This window comes from Blautia sp. MSJ-36 (assembly GCF_018917985.1).
In the GTDB taxonomy this organism is placed as follows: domain Bacteria; phylum Bacillota; class Clostridia; order Lachnospirales; family Lachnospiraceae; genus Blautia_A.
Genome location: NZ_JAHLPQ010000035.1, coordinates 21,564 through 33,667 on the forward strand (window position 1 = coordinate 21,564; position 12,104 = coordinate 33,667).

19 protein-coding genes are annotated in these 12,104 nt (G+C 40.8%); all 19 read right to left on the reverse strand.

The annotated features are described in order from the left end of the window. Positions 1-2 precede the first annotated feature (2 nt). Complete coding sequence (locus KQI39_RS15680; RefSeq protein WP_216419487.1) at positions 3-638, reverse strand: sigma-70 family RNA polymerase sigma factor; 636 nt, start codon at positions 636-638, stop codon at positions 3-5. Positions 639-808: 170 nt separating this feature from the next. Next, positions 809-958 carry a hypothetical protein gene (locus tag KQI39_RS15685; RefSeq protein WP_015543441.1) on the reverse strand — a complete coding sequence of 50 codons (150 nt, stop codon included), beginning with the start codon at positions 956-958 and terminating at the stop codon, positions 809-811. 114 nt (positions 959-1,072) lie between these two features. Next, positions 1,073-1,429 carry a helix-turn-helix domain-containing protein gene (locus tag KQI39_RS15690; protein WP_128867645.1) on the reverse strand — a complete coding sequence of 119 codons (357 nt, stop codon included), beginning with the start codon at positions 1,427-1,429 and terminating at the stop codon, positions 1,073-1,075. Between the two features lie 110 nt (positions 1,430-1,539). Beyond that, on the reverse strand, positions 1,540-1,878 hold the full coding sequence (locus KQI39_RS15695; RefSeq protein ID WP_118040676.1) for a DUF6050 family protein: 339 nt from the start codon (positions 1,876-1,878) through the stop codon (positions 1,540-1,542). A gap of 6 nt (positions 1,879-1,884) precedes the next feature. Continuing rightward, entirely contained in the window at positions 1,885-3,021 is a 1,137-nt protein-coding gene (locus KQI39_RS15700; protein WP_216419489.1) for a DUF6017 domain-containing protein, read from the reverse strand. Next, positions 3,002-3,907 carry a ParB/RepB/Spo0J family partition protein gene (locus KQI39_RS15705; RefSeq protein WP_128867644.1) on the reverse strand — a complete coding sequence of 302 codons (906 nt, stop codon included), beginning with the start codon at positions 3,905-3,907 and terminating at the stop codon, positions 3,002-3,004. The genes KQI39_RS15700 and KQI39_RS15705 overlap by 20 nt, the downstream gene beginning before the upstream one ends. Next, the gene (locus KQI39_RS15710) at positions 3,900-4,676 is read right to left on the reverse strand and encodes a ParA family protein (protein ID WP_128867643.1); all 777 of its coding nucleotides are present in this window, start codon (positions 4,674-4,676) and stop codon (positions 3,900-3,902) included. Before KQI39_RS15710 ends, KQI39_RS15705 begins: the two co-directional genes overlap by 8 nt. Before the next feature lie 15 nt (positions 4,677-4,691). Next, positions 4,692-4,856 (reverse strand): hypothetical protein, encoded by a 165-nt coding sequence (locus tag KQI39_RS15715; RefSeq protein ID WP_182465586.1) that lies wholly within the window; start codon positions 4,854-4,856, stop codon positions 4,692-4,694. Beyond that, positions 4,843-5,310 carry a DUF6075 family protein gene (locus KQI39_RS15720; protein ID WP_002594293.1) on the reverse strand — a complete coding sequence of 156 codons (468 nt, stop codon included), beginning with the start codon at positions 5,308-5,310 and terminating at the stop codon, positions 4,843-4,845. The genes KQI39_RS15715 and KQI39_RS15720 overlap by 14 nt, the downstream gene beginning before the upstream one ends. Before the next feature lie 275 nt (positions 5,311-5,585). Beyond that, positions 5,586-7,280: a recombinase family protein gene (locus KQI39_RS15725; protein WP_330654089.1), complete on the reverse strand. Its 1,695-nt coding sequence runs from the start codon at positions 7,278-7,280 to the stop codon at positions 5,586-5,588. After that, on the reverse strand, positions 7,277-9,190 hold the full coding sequence (locus KQI39_RS15730; protein ID WP_216419491.1) for a recombinase family protein: 1,914 nt from the start codon (positions 9,188-9,190) through the stop codon (positions 7,277-7,279). Before KQI39_RS15730 ends, KQI39_RS15725 begins: the two co-directional genes overlap by 4 nt. A gap of 180 nt (positions 9,191-9,370) precedes the next feature. After that, on the reverse strand, positions 9,371-9,532 hold the full coding sequence (locus KQI39_RS15735; RefSeq protein ID WP_158565318.1) for a hypothetical protein: 162 nt from the start codon (positions 9,530-9,532) through the stop codon (positions 9,371-9,373). Positions 9,533-9,682: 150 nt separating this feature from the next. Next, positions 9,683-9,913 (reverse strand): hypothetical protein, encoded by a 231-nt coding sequence (locus KQI39_RS15740; RefSeq protein WP_216419493.1) that lies wholly within the window; start codon positions 9,911-9,913, stop codon positions 9,683-9,685. 4 nt (positions 9,914-9,917) lie between these two features. Beyond that, on the reverse strand, positions 9,918-10,238 hold the full coding sequence (locus KQI39_RS15745; protein ID WP_216419495.1) for a DUF6508 domain-containing protein: 321 nt from the start codon (positions 10,236-10,238) through the stop codon (positions 9,918-9,920). Between the two features lie 349 nt (positions 10,239-10,587). After that, entirely contained in the window at positions 10,588-10,884 is a 297-nt protein-coding gene (locus tag KQI39_RS17970) for a DUF3307 domain-containing protein (protein ID WP_216419497.1), read from the reverse strand. Between the two features lies 1 nt (position 10,885). Beyond that, a complete protein-coding gene (locus KQI39_RS15755) occupies positions 10,886-11,056 on the reverse strand; it encodes a hypothetical protein (RefSeq protein WP_216419511.1) in 171 nt (56 codons plus the stop codon). A 4-nt stretch (positions 11,057-11,060) separates the two neighbouring features. Further along, positions 11,061-11,297: a hypothetical protein gene (locus tag KQI39_RS15760; protein WP_216419499.1), complete on the reverse strand. Its 237-nt coding sequence runs from the start codon at positions 11,295-11,297 to the stop codon at positions 11,061-11,063. 51 nt (positions 11,298-11,348) lie between these two features. After that, positions 11,349-11,573, reverse strand: coding sequence for a hypothetical protein (locus KQI39_RS15765; RefSeq protein WP_216419501.1), 225 nt, complete (start codon positions 11,571-11,573; stop codon positions 11,349-11,351). A gap of 207 nt (positions 11,574-11,780) precedes the next feature. Then, positions 11,781-11,972, reverse strand: a complete 192-nt coding sequence (locus tag KQI39_RS15770) for a hypothetical protein (protein ID WP_216419503.1) — start codon at positions 11,970-11,972, stop codon at positions 11,781-11,783. Between the last annotated feature and the right edge of the window lie 132 nt (positions 11,973-12,104).

Genomic DNA, 12,104 nt, shown 5'->3' on the forward strand with positions numbered 1-12,104 from the left:
TTTTATTCTCCCTTCTGAAGCACTCCGATCAGTCTGCCTGTATTTCTTCTCATTTTCTGCTTTGCCTGTGAAATACATTTTGATACTGCCGGTTCTGTAATTCCAAACACCCGTGACACTTCTCTTTGTGTACGCTGCTGAAAATAAATTTGATGGATCACCTGTCTCTGCCGGTCAGTCAGCACATCCATGAATTCTCCAATAGCTTCTTCTATGATCAGTTTTTCAAGTACATTCTGCCTTTTATCCACCAATTCACACCAGCCTTCTGAAATATGGCTATATGAAATGCAATTATTATGTTCTCGTACCTCCCTGTTCCTGCACAGCCGATCTTCCCCTTCTAATATCAACCGCACATACCAGGGCTGATTATCAAAAAAATCTTCCTTAACAACTGTTATTTTTCTTCCTGCTTCATATACATAATCTCGACAGGTAAATAAAGGAAAAACCGTTCCATAATCACCCACGCAATAGAAAACATATCCTGTCCGATACGCAATAATTTCCGCACCATCTATCAGTCTCTGCTTTACAACTGCCACATCGTTTTCTCTTAAATACCTGGCGGACGGAACCTTTCTTCTTTCTTCCCTGTTACCTACAACCTGTTTCAATTCCTGCAATGTAAGCATAATTACCACCTTTCTGCCTGCTGGCAACAGGTGCCCATCGGCAGAAAGGATAGGATTCTTACTGTTCAACTGACAAAAAGGGCAGTAAAAAACAGCTTCCGGTACACCCGTTTTTTTTAAACGAGAGCCTGAAACTTCTTTACTGCCCTTTCTAATAGTTACAATATTCTCTACTTTATTTTCCGTCTGATACCAGGATCAGACTTCTTGGCATTTCTTTCTGCTTTTATGTTCTTTTCATTTTCCATCAAAACAGAATAATCTCCCATTGCATCATAGGGGCACTGTCTCCGATAAAGCAAATTTTCTTCTCTGGTCATCAATCCTATCTCCCTTCTTTATCTCTCTGTTTTCCATTTTAACAACACAAGATTCTATTATCCTTAGCATATATAGGGAGTTTTTTTATTTTGCACACCATATATGGTGAAATTTCACCTGTATTCATTAAAACTGTCTATCAGAGAATCTATGGTCTGCATGATAATTTTCTGCTCTTTCCATTCCATCTTCTGAATACGGTAAAGAACTTCCTGAACTGATTCCTGCTTCTCTATACCGCCTCCCTCTTTCCCCAACAGGACATTAGCATCCGTTTCCAATATCTCAATCATCTTCCTGAAAATCTCAACAGACATTGCCGTTTGCCCACCTTCAATCCTGCTGACCGTATTGACACTGATACCGGCTTTTTCCGCAAAAGATTCCTGTGACAACTTCATTTCCTGTCTCCGTTTTCTGATCCGTTCTCCCAATTCAATAAGTTCTGTGGAAATTGCACGATTGCTCAATACGGTGTCTCCTTTCCTGCAATTTGTCCCAACTTTACGCCATTGTGTCGCAAAGTTCCCCGAAAAAAAGCAGCTAATTTTTGTCTTAGCTGCTTTTCAAAAAATCTATTTCATTTTATTCTCGGTATTTTATGTATCCCTGTAAGAACTGTAATCAGAAAAACGCAGAGATAAATGATCGCCTGTCCAATCATTGCCAGAAGAACGATGCTTCCGATCAATCCTCCGATCAGAAGATTCATTGTCCAGACTGCCAGCGTTCCTCCGAGGTCAAAACCTTTTGGAACCATCCAGACACACATTTTTCCGATTCCAAACGGTATCCCCATCAGAAGTAACAGCAAGAAATAATTGCACTTCCCATCCTGGATACAAAACGGTCTTAATACTGCAAACAATACTGTAATCACCAGCACTGGTGCTATCACTTTTTTAATCATCTTCTTCATGTTCCTTTATCCTCCATACATATCGTGATTAACTTCTGCCTGATAATAACTGTTTATCGTTGCCGGAGCATTATACAGGGCGGTCAGAAGATACGCTTTAATATTCCCAATCTTGGTCGTATTCCGATTCAGACAGGACAGCACATATTCGATATGCGAATAGTTCAATTTCATAAACCTGGTTTTTACCAAAGCAACTGGTTTTTCTACTCCCGCAATGCGAATCATACTGTCCTCCGGCATCATCATAACTTCGATCATCAACTCCACCAGTTCATCTACATCTTCCTTGGCATGATATTGATAATCTATGTTTTCATGAATCACCTCACGATATGCTCTCATCTTCTCCATCACATCTTTTTTCTTTTGGGGATTACCTGATATGATTGGATAAGATTGATTTATCTCAGTTTCACTAATATCAGTCTTGTTAATATCAGTATTATTAGATTGTGATTTCGGGTATTCTGGATTTGTGATTTCCACTATTCTAGAATGATGATTTTCACTATTTTGGAATTGTGATTCTGGAAATTCTGGATTTGTGGTTTCCACCATTCTTGAATTGTGATTTTCACTATTCTGGAATTGTGATTCCCCATAATCCTGAATTGTGGTTTTCACTACTCCTGAATGATGATTTTCACAATTCAGAGAAATGCCTGTTTTCCCCTTGTTTTCTGCTTCTTGTTGCAAATCTGCACATTCCTCATATCTTTCCTGTTTCGATTGCAAATCTGCACAATTACCTGTCGGCTTTTGATCTGGAACCTCTCTGATCATAAAATTTTTCACATAAATAACATTCGGTTTTCCCAGTCCCAGGCGTTTCTTCTCGATCAGCCCGATTCCATTACTGCTGTCCAGCTCTTTTACCAGTTTCACTGCTTTTTGGGTTCCGCAGTTCATCAGCTCTGCAATTTCTTCCACAGTGAAGATAATGTATACTCTGTCCTCTGAATCCAGCCATCTATTTTTAATGCTCAGGCTCATACGGTCCAGCATCAGACCGTATAATATCTTTGCTTCGCAAGAAAGAGTTTTAAAGCATGGTTCTGTAAACAGCACTTTAGGGACACGATAGAAGCTGTATTGTTCCGCTTCCATCCCTGTAAAATAATCAAACTGTATCTTCTGCATCTGCTACTCCTTCTTTGTTTTCTTTCCATTTATCCAAAAGCATAAAAATGACTTCTTCTATCTGTTCTTTAGAATATGTCTCCGGAAAATAATTGCCGATTTTCTTTGCCGGAAGCGTCACATTGATCTTACTGCTTTCCTTTTTTAATAAAACAGCATAGATATAACTCTGGTTTAATTTTCCATTTGCACTGCATTCTTTTAGCTGTTCTGCCTGTTGCTTTGTCGGAAAGATACTGCTGTTGGCAATCACTTCCAGAAGCCACTCCTGCTCCTCTGGTTTCAGATAAGACAGCTTTTCTCCCACAATCATAGGAATTTTATTATTGTCCACATATTCCAACAGAGCATCGGATAATGCCGCCAGACGGATATACCTCTGCACAGTTCTTCCACTGTCCCCTGCAGCTTCACCAACCATATCTGCTGTATATTTCTCACCCTTGCTTCCCTGATGCTTCATTGCATCGTATTTCATCTTATAGGCATGAGCTTTCTCACTTGGCAGTAGATTTTCACGCTGAATGTTGGAATCTACCATAATAATGACCGCTTCATCATCCGTATAATTTCGGACAAGAGCTGGCAATGTAGTTTTTCCACACAGTTCACAGCCTCTTTTTCTTCTATGCCCGGAAATCATCTCATATCCACCCTCTGGTCGAGGTCTTACCAGTGCAGGAGTCAAAACACCGTATGTTTTAATACTCTCTACGGTTTCATCCATTTTTTCATCATCATTTACATGGAACGGATGATTTTTAAAGGGATAGAGCTTTGCCAGATCTATTTCCACAACCTGGTTCATACTCTTTTCCGGTGTTTCCTCTAATCCCAGTAATTCATCATAAGAGGTAAGCTGAATATCTTTTTTCGGTCTACGCATGTTTCAACACCTCCTGAACCAGTTCCAGATAGCTGTCTGCCCCCTTGCTTTTTCCATCATAGGCAAAGATACTTACACCCTCCGATGCTGTTTCTGCAAGGCTTTCTGTTCTCGGAATCGTCTGCTCAAAAATCCTAATGTCACTTCCGTATGTAGTTTTGATTACCTGTTTGTTTCTCTTTGCATTATTGTAACGGCAATTATCCATTGTGAATAAAATGCCTTCTATCTGTAAATCCGGATTGAACCTCTGATGGATTCCCTTAACTACTTTCAGTAATTCCATGAGTCCATCTGCCGCATAATATTGTGGCTGCACTGGAATCAGAACACTGTCCGCTGCACTCAAAGCATTGAGCGTCAGCATTCCCAGGGATGGCATACAGTCAATCAGAATATAATCATACTCATCCTTCAGCAGTTCCAGATACTCTTTCAGCACCTTTTCTCTGTCCTCTACTGTAAATAAAGACATATCCATTCCGGCAAGCAATTTATTGGACGGAATTAGGTCAACACCTTCCTCATGGTGCAGAATTGCTTCTTTCGGATCAAATTCCAGTCCCATGATAATGTTCTCCATCATGCTTTTTAATGTTACCTTGAGATTTTTAGGGAATCCCAATCCCATTGTCAAGTGCCCCTGTGGATCAGCATCTACCAGGACTACTTTTTTCCCTGACTTCACCAGTCCGGCTCCCAGATTGATTGTTGTCGTTGTTTTGGCTACTCCGCCTTTCTGATTTGCAATAGCAATTACTTTACACATATACTTTCCTCCGATTTACTCTTTTTCTTCTACTTCAACATAAACACGAAAATATTTGCTTGTTCCTTTGTTCGTATACGCATCCGATACTTCCAGAACATCCAATTCTTTATGCTTTTCCAAAATACGACGGAACCATTGAATATCCTTTAAAGTACCCTGTAATCTAATTTTCAGCATACATATCCTCCCAGTCTTTGTAAAAACAATACTCTGGATAACGGATTTTAATGGCTTCCCAAAAATACCGGGCATATCCGCAGCAAAACAGATCTTCTACGGTATAATACTGACACTCTTTTAACTGATCTTCCTCTGCTTCATAATCTCCGACACTTGGTGTCCCATTGCAGTAAAGATTAAATGCCATGCGGACGATCCGTAAACTTCCACTGGTCTGCCAACCTTCCTGCAGGGATTCCGTTTTTACACATCCAGTTTTAAAATTATAGATTTTATTCACATTTTCTCTTGTGTCTCTGTCGATACCCAGGCAATAAACCAGAGCCTGATGATAAACATCCTGATATCTGCATTTTTTCAGATATTCCATATAAAATTTTTCGTGTTCCTTGCTCTTGAAAGTAATTGTACGAGAATTGCTATTCTCTGCTCTTAACGCTGTGTTTGTCATTTCTGTTTTCCTCCTAAATTTTAATAAAAAAGACACCCCATTTCTGGAATGCCCTATAAAAAATAGGGACACCCGCTTTTAACAAGTATCCCTATAATCTATCAATTATTTGATAGCTCTCTATTCATTTTCATATTCAGAATTCTTTGTGTTCCCCGTACCGAGGTCTAATGCAACAACAACGGTTACTTTCTTCACAAGGCTCTTTTCTTTGTGATTTTCGCCTATTCTTTTGAAACTGAAAAACTCCACAAAGTGCGTAAATTCAAGGATTTCTACATATTCTTCCTTTGTAGCAACACCACAGTCTCGACTGTGTTTTCTTCGGGCATACGAATTCTTGTCCCTTTACAATCTCCATAATACACTGGAAACGCAAGATCAATATGTTCAATGCGCGAACCCTGACCTGTCCCATTATTAACAGTTTCATTCTTCAATTCAATCTTCTCAATAAATGTATTCATAAATTCTTTCTTCTCAATATCTGTCATTTTATCATACAGTATATCAAAATCCAGAAGAAATTCATACAGTTTTTTACCCGTAATTCCTTTCCCGTAAGATGCCCCAATCTTAGCATCAATATCTTTCATCGCCTCCTCAAACTCTGCCACCTTATCATACAGGTTATCCAACCTGTCCTGCATATCCTGGTATTTTCTCGTATAATGCTTATCCCCAGTATCCAGGCGATCCAGCATCTGTATCAGTTTCAGTTTCGACCCTTGTACCTGTTTCAGCTGTTTTTGCAGCTGCTCCCTCTCAGTTTCCAAAGCAGAAACATCCACCTTCTCTTCCAGTTTCTCCTGCATAAAACTCCGGAACTCATCCCCCGCAACCATATACCGGATAAATTCCTCTACTTCTGCATTAAACACTTTCTGGTTCAGCATCGGCTTATAATCACAAATCTTTCCATCGACTTTTTTTCTGTGATGGCATCTGTAATAAAATGTATCCTTGTATTCCCCAGTTTTCTTATTCTGCCGTCGCTGAACAGTTCCACTCATTCCACCACCGCAAAGAGGACATCTGATCAATCCAGTTAAAATATGTTCATGCTCCAGACTATGAGTTTTAACAAACCTAACCCCCGTCCTCTTCCTTTTCTCTCTCGCCGCCTCCCACGTTTCTTCATCCACAATCGCCTCATGCAGTCCATCTGCCAGCAGGTAATCATCAGTCTTCACACGCCGGTATTCATCCCTCGTTCCCTTCACCTTCTCCGTAACATTCTTTCCGTAAGCAATCTTCCCTGTATAAACCGGATTATCCAGAATCTTCATGATCAGCCCTCTGGCAAAATAATTCAGTTCATGCCCTCGTACCTTTTTCTTCGTATAACCTCTCTGGTTCAGATAATTACAGATAGCATCTGCCCCCATATCCGTATGCACAAACTTGTCATAAATAATCCGCACAATCTCCGCTTCTTCCTCATTCACCACCAGTGTGCTGTTCTTTGAATCCAGATCATATCCGAAAGGAGCCTGTCCGCCATTCCATTTTCCCTCTCTGGCCTTCTGCTTTCTTCCCTCCATTGTCTGAACCAGAATATTCTCCCTTTCAATCTCAGCCACTGCCGACAGTACCGTGATGGTCAGCTTGCCGGAATCCTTAGAGGAATCAATCCCGTCTTCCACACAGATCAGATTCACGCCATAATCCTGGATAAACTGCAGGGAGTTTAAAACATCCGCCGCATTCCTTCCAAAACGTGACAGCTTAAACACCAGAATAAATGCCACCCCGTCACGTTCCTCGGACACATCCTGCAGCATCCTCTGAAACTCCGGCCTGCCCGTAATACTCTTTCCGGATTTACCAGCATCACAGTATTCCCTGACCACTTCCATTTCCTGGAACTCTGCAAACTTCATCAGCCTTTCTTTCTGTGCCTCCAGACTGTAGCCGTCCACCTGCATTGCCGTAGAAACACGGATATAAATATAACATTTCTTTTTCACACTGCACTCTCCTTCCTGTACTCCATATCCTCATCCAGCATCCGGAAATGCTTCAAAGCATCCAGAATCACCACTTCCTTTTCCACCGGACAGACCGGCACATGATTCTTATTTTTAGCCGGCTTATTATAAGCCTTTCCCACATCCAGACCATACTTCCGTTTTACCTGCGCAATATATAAGGAAGAAACATTCATTCCATACTTTTCTTTTACATATGCCCTGATCTCCGCATAAGTTGCTTTTGCCTCAGAAACAGTCACCCGATGCTCCGTACAGTCCACTTCAAATGTCACCACTTCATCCGGTTCATCATTCTCTGCCCTTTTCCCTTCATCCTCATAATAAACCGGAAAACGAAACACAATCCTTTTCAGAATCCTGCCGTCTTCCCTCTCATCCTGGAAGACATCAATCCTTTCAATGAACTGCCTGCACAGCTCCCTGCGTTCCTCGCAGTTCATTCTCTCAAACAGCAGATCAAAGTTATCAAGAATCTTCTGTATATTATCAGAAGAACGAACGCCTTTCTTCAAAGCCTCCATCCGCTTTTTCAGCTTCCGGATCCTTTCCTCCAGAACCTCAATCCTGTCATAAGCCTCATCAATTTTCAACTGAACAGCCTCGTATTCATCGTCATAATCTTCTGCAAGAATATCCAGATTGTCCAGTTCCATCCCCAGCTTATATTTCAGATGCTCCTGGCTGTGCAGTTCTTTTCTGGTCCTTTTAAGATCCGCTTCACAGGCATCCAATGAACTTCTGTCTCCAACCGTATTCATAACCGCCTGACGGAACTCCCGAGTCTCTGTCACCTTTCCCACAATTTCCATCACAGCCCTGTCCAGTTTGTCCTGATTATACGTCCGCCTGCAGCTGCAGACACGCCCTGCACTCTTACGGTAATTCCGGCATCCATAAGAATAAACAATTTTATAATAGCCGCCATGATTGCTGTTCTTCCGCTTACTCTTTTTCATAATCAGCCCTGTCCCGCACACCGGACACTTCACAAGACCTGCCAGAAGACTGATCCGCCCCGGATCATCCACCTTCTTGTTCTGTTTTCGCAGCATCTTCCGCTTCTCCTGCACCTGCATCCAGATATCTTCCGGAATAATTGCCTCATGCTTCCCCCTGACGGAAATAATCTCTTTTGGATTTCTCTTAATCTCCTCAGAATTTGTCCGTCTGTTATATACGATCATTCCATAATAAACAGGATTTCCAAGCACCGAAGAAACAAAATCCGAAGTAATAACTTTATCCTCTCCCTTCACAACACGCTTATAGCCATTCTCATTCAGCCAGCCGACAACCGTATTCAGCTTCATGTCCGGCTCCAGATACTTCTGATAAATCAGCCTCACAAGATCTGCAGCTTCCGGAACCACCACCAGTTCCTTATTCGCACTCACATATCCATACGGCACGCCTCCGCCAGGCCATCCGCCGCTCATCAGCTTCTGCATCCTCGCCGCCATAAACTGTACAGTAATGTTCTCATGTTCCATTTCTGCCACAGCAGACAGGATAGCAAGTGTCAGCCTTCCGCCCTGTGTGGAACTATCAATGGCATCCTCAACACAAACCAGATCCACATCAAAGTCCATCAACAGCTGCACAGACTTCAAAATATCTGCCGCATTCCTTCCAAAGCGGGATAACTTAAACACCAGAACACAGGAGATCTCATCTTTCTCACAGGAAATGTCATCCATCATTTCCATAAAAGCCGGTCTGCCCTTGATGCTCATTCCGGATCTGCCTGCATCACAGTATTCCCTGACCACTTCCATTTCTTTATAGTCCGCATACTTCCGAAGCCGCTCTGTCTGTGCCTCCAGACTGTATCCCTCTGTCTGAGCCGCTGTAGAAACACGGGTATATATGTAACATTTCTTTCTCAAATCTTCACCTCATTTCGGTTGCCCATCGTCATACGGTTGCCGTACATAAAATATATCGGAATCACCAATCTGCGGCAACTCGCAGAACGACCAAAAAACTGCCCCAAAATCCACCTTCCCCTATGCGGTTTCCATAGCACAAAAAGACCGGCAGCCCCAAAAGACCACCGGCACACTCGATCACTTCCCCTGCAGCTGTGCATTTCTCTCCTCAATCTCCCCCAGAACCACATCCCCGTACTTCTGGATCATCCTTGCCAGAAACTCTGCACATTTTTCCATGTTTAACCTAGCCTGTTTCTCTGTCAGTCTGCCGGTGTCGATCAGTTCAATTTTTCCCATAACCAGAAACCACCTCCTACTGTTCCAAGGAGTCCTAGTCTCTGATTTTTTGACTTTCCGGACAAAAAAAATAAACCTGCTGCCATCTGCAGATTTCTCTGCAAACAGCAACAGGCTTTTCCTGATGCACCTATTCTCTTTATCACTGAATCAATACCATCGGTCATACGGATTCCCACGCACCTTCTTTGTCTCTGGTGCCTTCTCAATACTCTTTTCTGCCTCTTCCCTCGTTGCAAACAGCCTGTGAGCCTTCACCTGTATTCCGCCGCCCGTATCTGTAAAACGGACCAGGAACATCCCGCCGTAACACCTGCGGATCTCCACTTCTCTCACATACCTGTTTGATTCCACAATATATGCAGTATCTCCGACTTTCATAGAATCACGCTCCTGCAATCAAAACATCCTTCATCCGCACCAGAACTGGAAGCACCTGCCCCTCAGCAAATCTCCGTTCAAAAGAACCATTGGAAAAATGATCCTCTCTCAGCAGCATTGTCAATAATGCTGTACAAAGCTCATAATCCGCACCCGAAATTCGTTTCAGTTCCTCATTACAGTCAATCGGCTCCGTAATCATATAATCCCCATAATTTGTTTTCAAATCTCCCATTGTCTTCAGCAGATCCGCATACAGATCTTCACGGGAATCCTTCAATTCCAGTATTCTCTGAATCTTTCTTATCTTCTCTGCTTTTGTCAATGCTATGCACCGCCTTCCATCCGAATATATGTTCTTTTATTTTAGCACACTATATACGTTTTTGTCATCCCCTGATACATTTTATCCAAAAAGCCCAGCATTCATCCTTACACAGTAATGAACACCAGGCTTTTCACTTATACCTGCTTAATTTCTATATCATACTTCTCATGTAGTTCATAAAAATATTGGTTCTTCCAATAATTTTTATTTTCCCACATAATATAAACAAATATCCCCTCAAACAAAATCACTGTAAGTAATAAGCACACAACAATATCATGCAAACTTATTTTGATTCCAAGTATCTTAAACATTTTTAAACGTTCCTTTCTCTTGCAGAATATTTTCAAAGAGGATCAATCAATTCTATTAAAACCAGAACTATGTAATGCAAACACTGATCCTGTCCATAAGTAATTTTATTGTATCTGGCCTTAAGCGAGTCAATAATAAAATGTGAAATAAAAATATACATCATTTGCTTTTTATATCCATAAAAATATACAAACGGAAAGCTATACAAAACACAATGTATAAACAAATGATACCAATTTTTTCCCTTTGTATCCGCTATGTATTCGCTTTGAAAAAAATAATCGCCAAGCAAATGGCACATTCCCATTTTTACCACTTTTCTGACCATACTATCTTCCTTTTTCTAAAACAATATATACATGAGAATCAGAAGCATAATCCCCCGCAGCGCAGGATGATAATAGCTTTACTCTCCACCCTTCCTGTAATAGTTTATTAACTTCTGGCATACTGTTTATTCCTCCATGTCCGCTATTATGGATCCATATAATTTTTTCCATATACTCATTCCTCCACATACCATTTTAATTCATGTTTATCAAAAATAAGAGTTGCTACAAAATATTCCCATTCATCATCGTCATCGCATCTACAAGTATAACGGATAATCTCATCTTTCTCTTCATTTCTAAGTATCAATAAATCCAGTATTTTGCCCCCCAAATGCCAACGAGAAGGCTTTATTTTACCATTTTCATCAAACCAAACAGACACTGAAATTGATTTCATATTTTTATCCATAACATAATTCCTCATCCAATTTTGATTGCTTTGAGTAAAACGCATCCTACACTATAAACTATGCATGATCTCATGAGCCAGATTCAATCCACCTCTCCAGTCGCTACCAGAAGATGGACATGAAAAAACTTTTTCATTTACCTTTAATATCCAGTGCTTTCTTCTTTTTGCCACATCTATTCCCAGACTGCTTAATTCTCTCTGCATACGTCTATTCATAGTTCTATATCCCTTAAAAAGATGCTCTATTTGTTTTTTCTTATCTATATCACTCATATTTCATCTTCCTTATTTTCAAAGGTCAGGCAGTCACCGTAGTTAATTGATATCCAGCAACTGCCCGACAATATCTTTCTATTATTACTTTCTCCACATCAGCACGATTAATGTAATCCACTCCAGGCGTTAAGCAAAGAAAGTTCAAGTTTCACTGTTATAAGCCATTCCATAACAATATTTCACTTTGGCATATTAAGCTATTGCTTATCTCTCCCATGAATATGTTGTAGAATGTTCAAATTCATAAATGTCATCACTGGAAGTATTTCCACGACGAATCATTTCTCCCTGCAACTGATCAGCATATTTCTTTCCGGCAGCATATCCGTCCTCATAATATGCATCATGTGCAGCACGTCCTGCAATTCTGATTTCTTCTGATGTCATCTTTCTCATTTCGTTACCTCCACTAGTATAATAATGATGTAGTCAATCAAGACTACTTGGTTAATAAGTTTCTATAAATCAGATAACAGAAGAAGGGGTTCTTCCTTCATCAGATGTTATCCGTAATAATGATCATGTCTG

Coding starts and splice junctions, on each gene's coding strand:
- KQI39_RS15740 (WP_216419493.1), bottom strand. CDS start 9,913: ATGAAAGTCGGAGATACTGCATATATTGTGGAATCAAACAGGTATGTG.
- KQI39_RS15760 (WP_216419499.1), bottom strand. CDS start 11,297: ATGGATAAAAATATGAAATCAATTTCAGTGTCTGTTTGGTTTGATGAA.
- KQI39_RS15680 (WP_216419487.1), bottom strand. CDS start 638: ATGCTTACATTGCAGGAATTGAAACAGGTTGTAGGTAACAGGGAAGAA.
- KQI39_RS15765 (WP_216419501.1), bottom strand. CDS start 11,573: ATGAGTGATATAGATAAGAAAAAACAAATAGAGCATCTTTTTAAGGGA.
- KQI39_RS15700 (WP_216419489.1), bottom strand. CDS start 3,021: ATGCAGAAGATACAGTTTGATTATTTTACAGGGATGGAAGCGGAACAA.
- KQI39_RS15715 (WP_182465586.1), bottom strand. CDS start 4,856: ATGCTGAAAATTAGATTACAGGGTACTTTAAAGGATATTCAATGGTTC.
- KQI39_RS15720 (WP_002594293.1), bottom strand. CDS start 5,310: ATGACAAACACAGCGTTAAGAGCAGAGAATAGCAATTCTCGTACAATT.
- KQI39_RS17970 (WP_216419497.1), bottom strand. CDS start 10,884: ATGGTCAGAAAAGTGGTAAAAATGGGAATGTGCCATTTGCTTGGCGAT.
- KQI39_RS15735 (WP_158565318.1), bottom strand. CDS start 9,532: ATGGGAAAAATTGAACTGATCGACACCGGCAGACTGACAGAGAAACAG.
- KQI39_RS15695 (WP_118040676.1), bottom strand. CDS start 1,878: ATGAAGAAGATGATTAAAAAAGTGATAGCACCAGTGCTGGTGATTACA.
- KQI39_RS15710 (WP_128867643.1), bottom strand. CDS start 4,676: ATGTGTAAAGTAATTGCTATTGCAAATCAGAAAGGCGGAGTAGCCAAA.
- KQI39_RS15770 (WP_216419503.1), bottom strand. CDS start 11,972: ATGAGAAAGATGACATCAGAAGAAATCAGAATTGCAGGACGTGCTGCA.
- KQI39_RS15705 (WP_128867644.1), bottom strand. CDS start 3,907: ATGCGTAGACCGAAAAAAGATATTCAGCTTACCTCTTATGATGAATTA.
- KQI39_RS15685 (WP_015543441.1), bottom strand. CDS start 958: ATGACCAGAGAAGAAAATTTGCTTTATCGGAGACAGTGCCCCTATGAT.
- KQI39_RS15755 (WP_216419511.1), bottom strand. CDS start 11,056: ATGGAAAAAATTATATGGATCCATAATAGCGGACATGGAGGAATAAAC.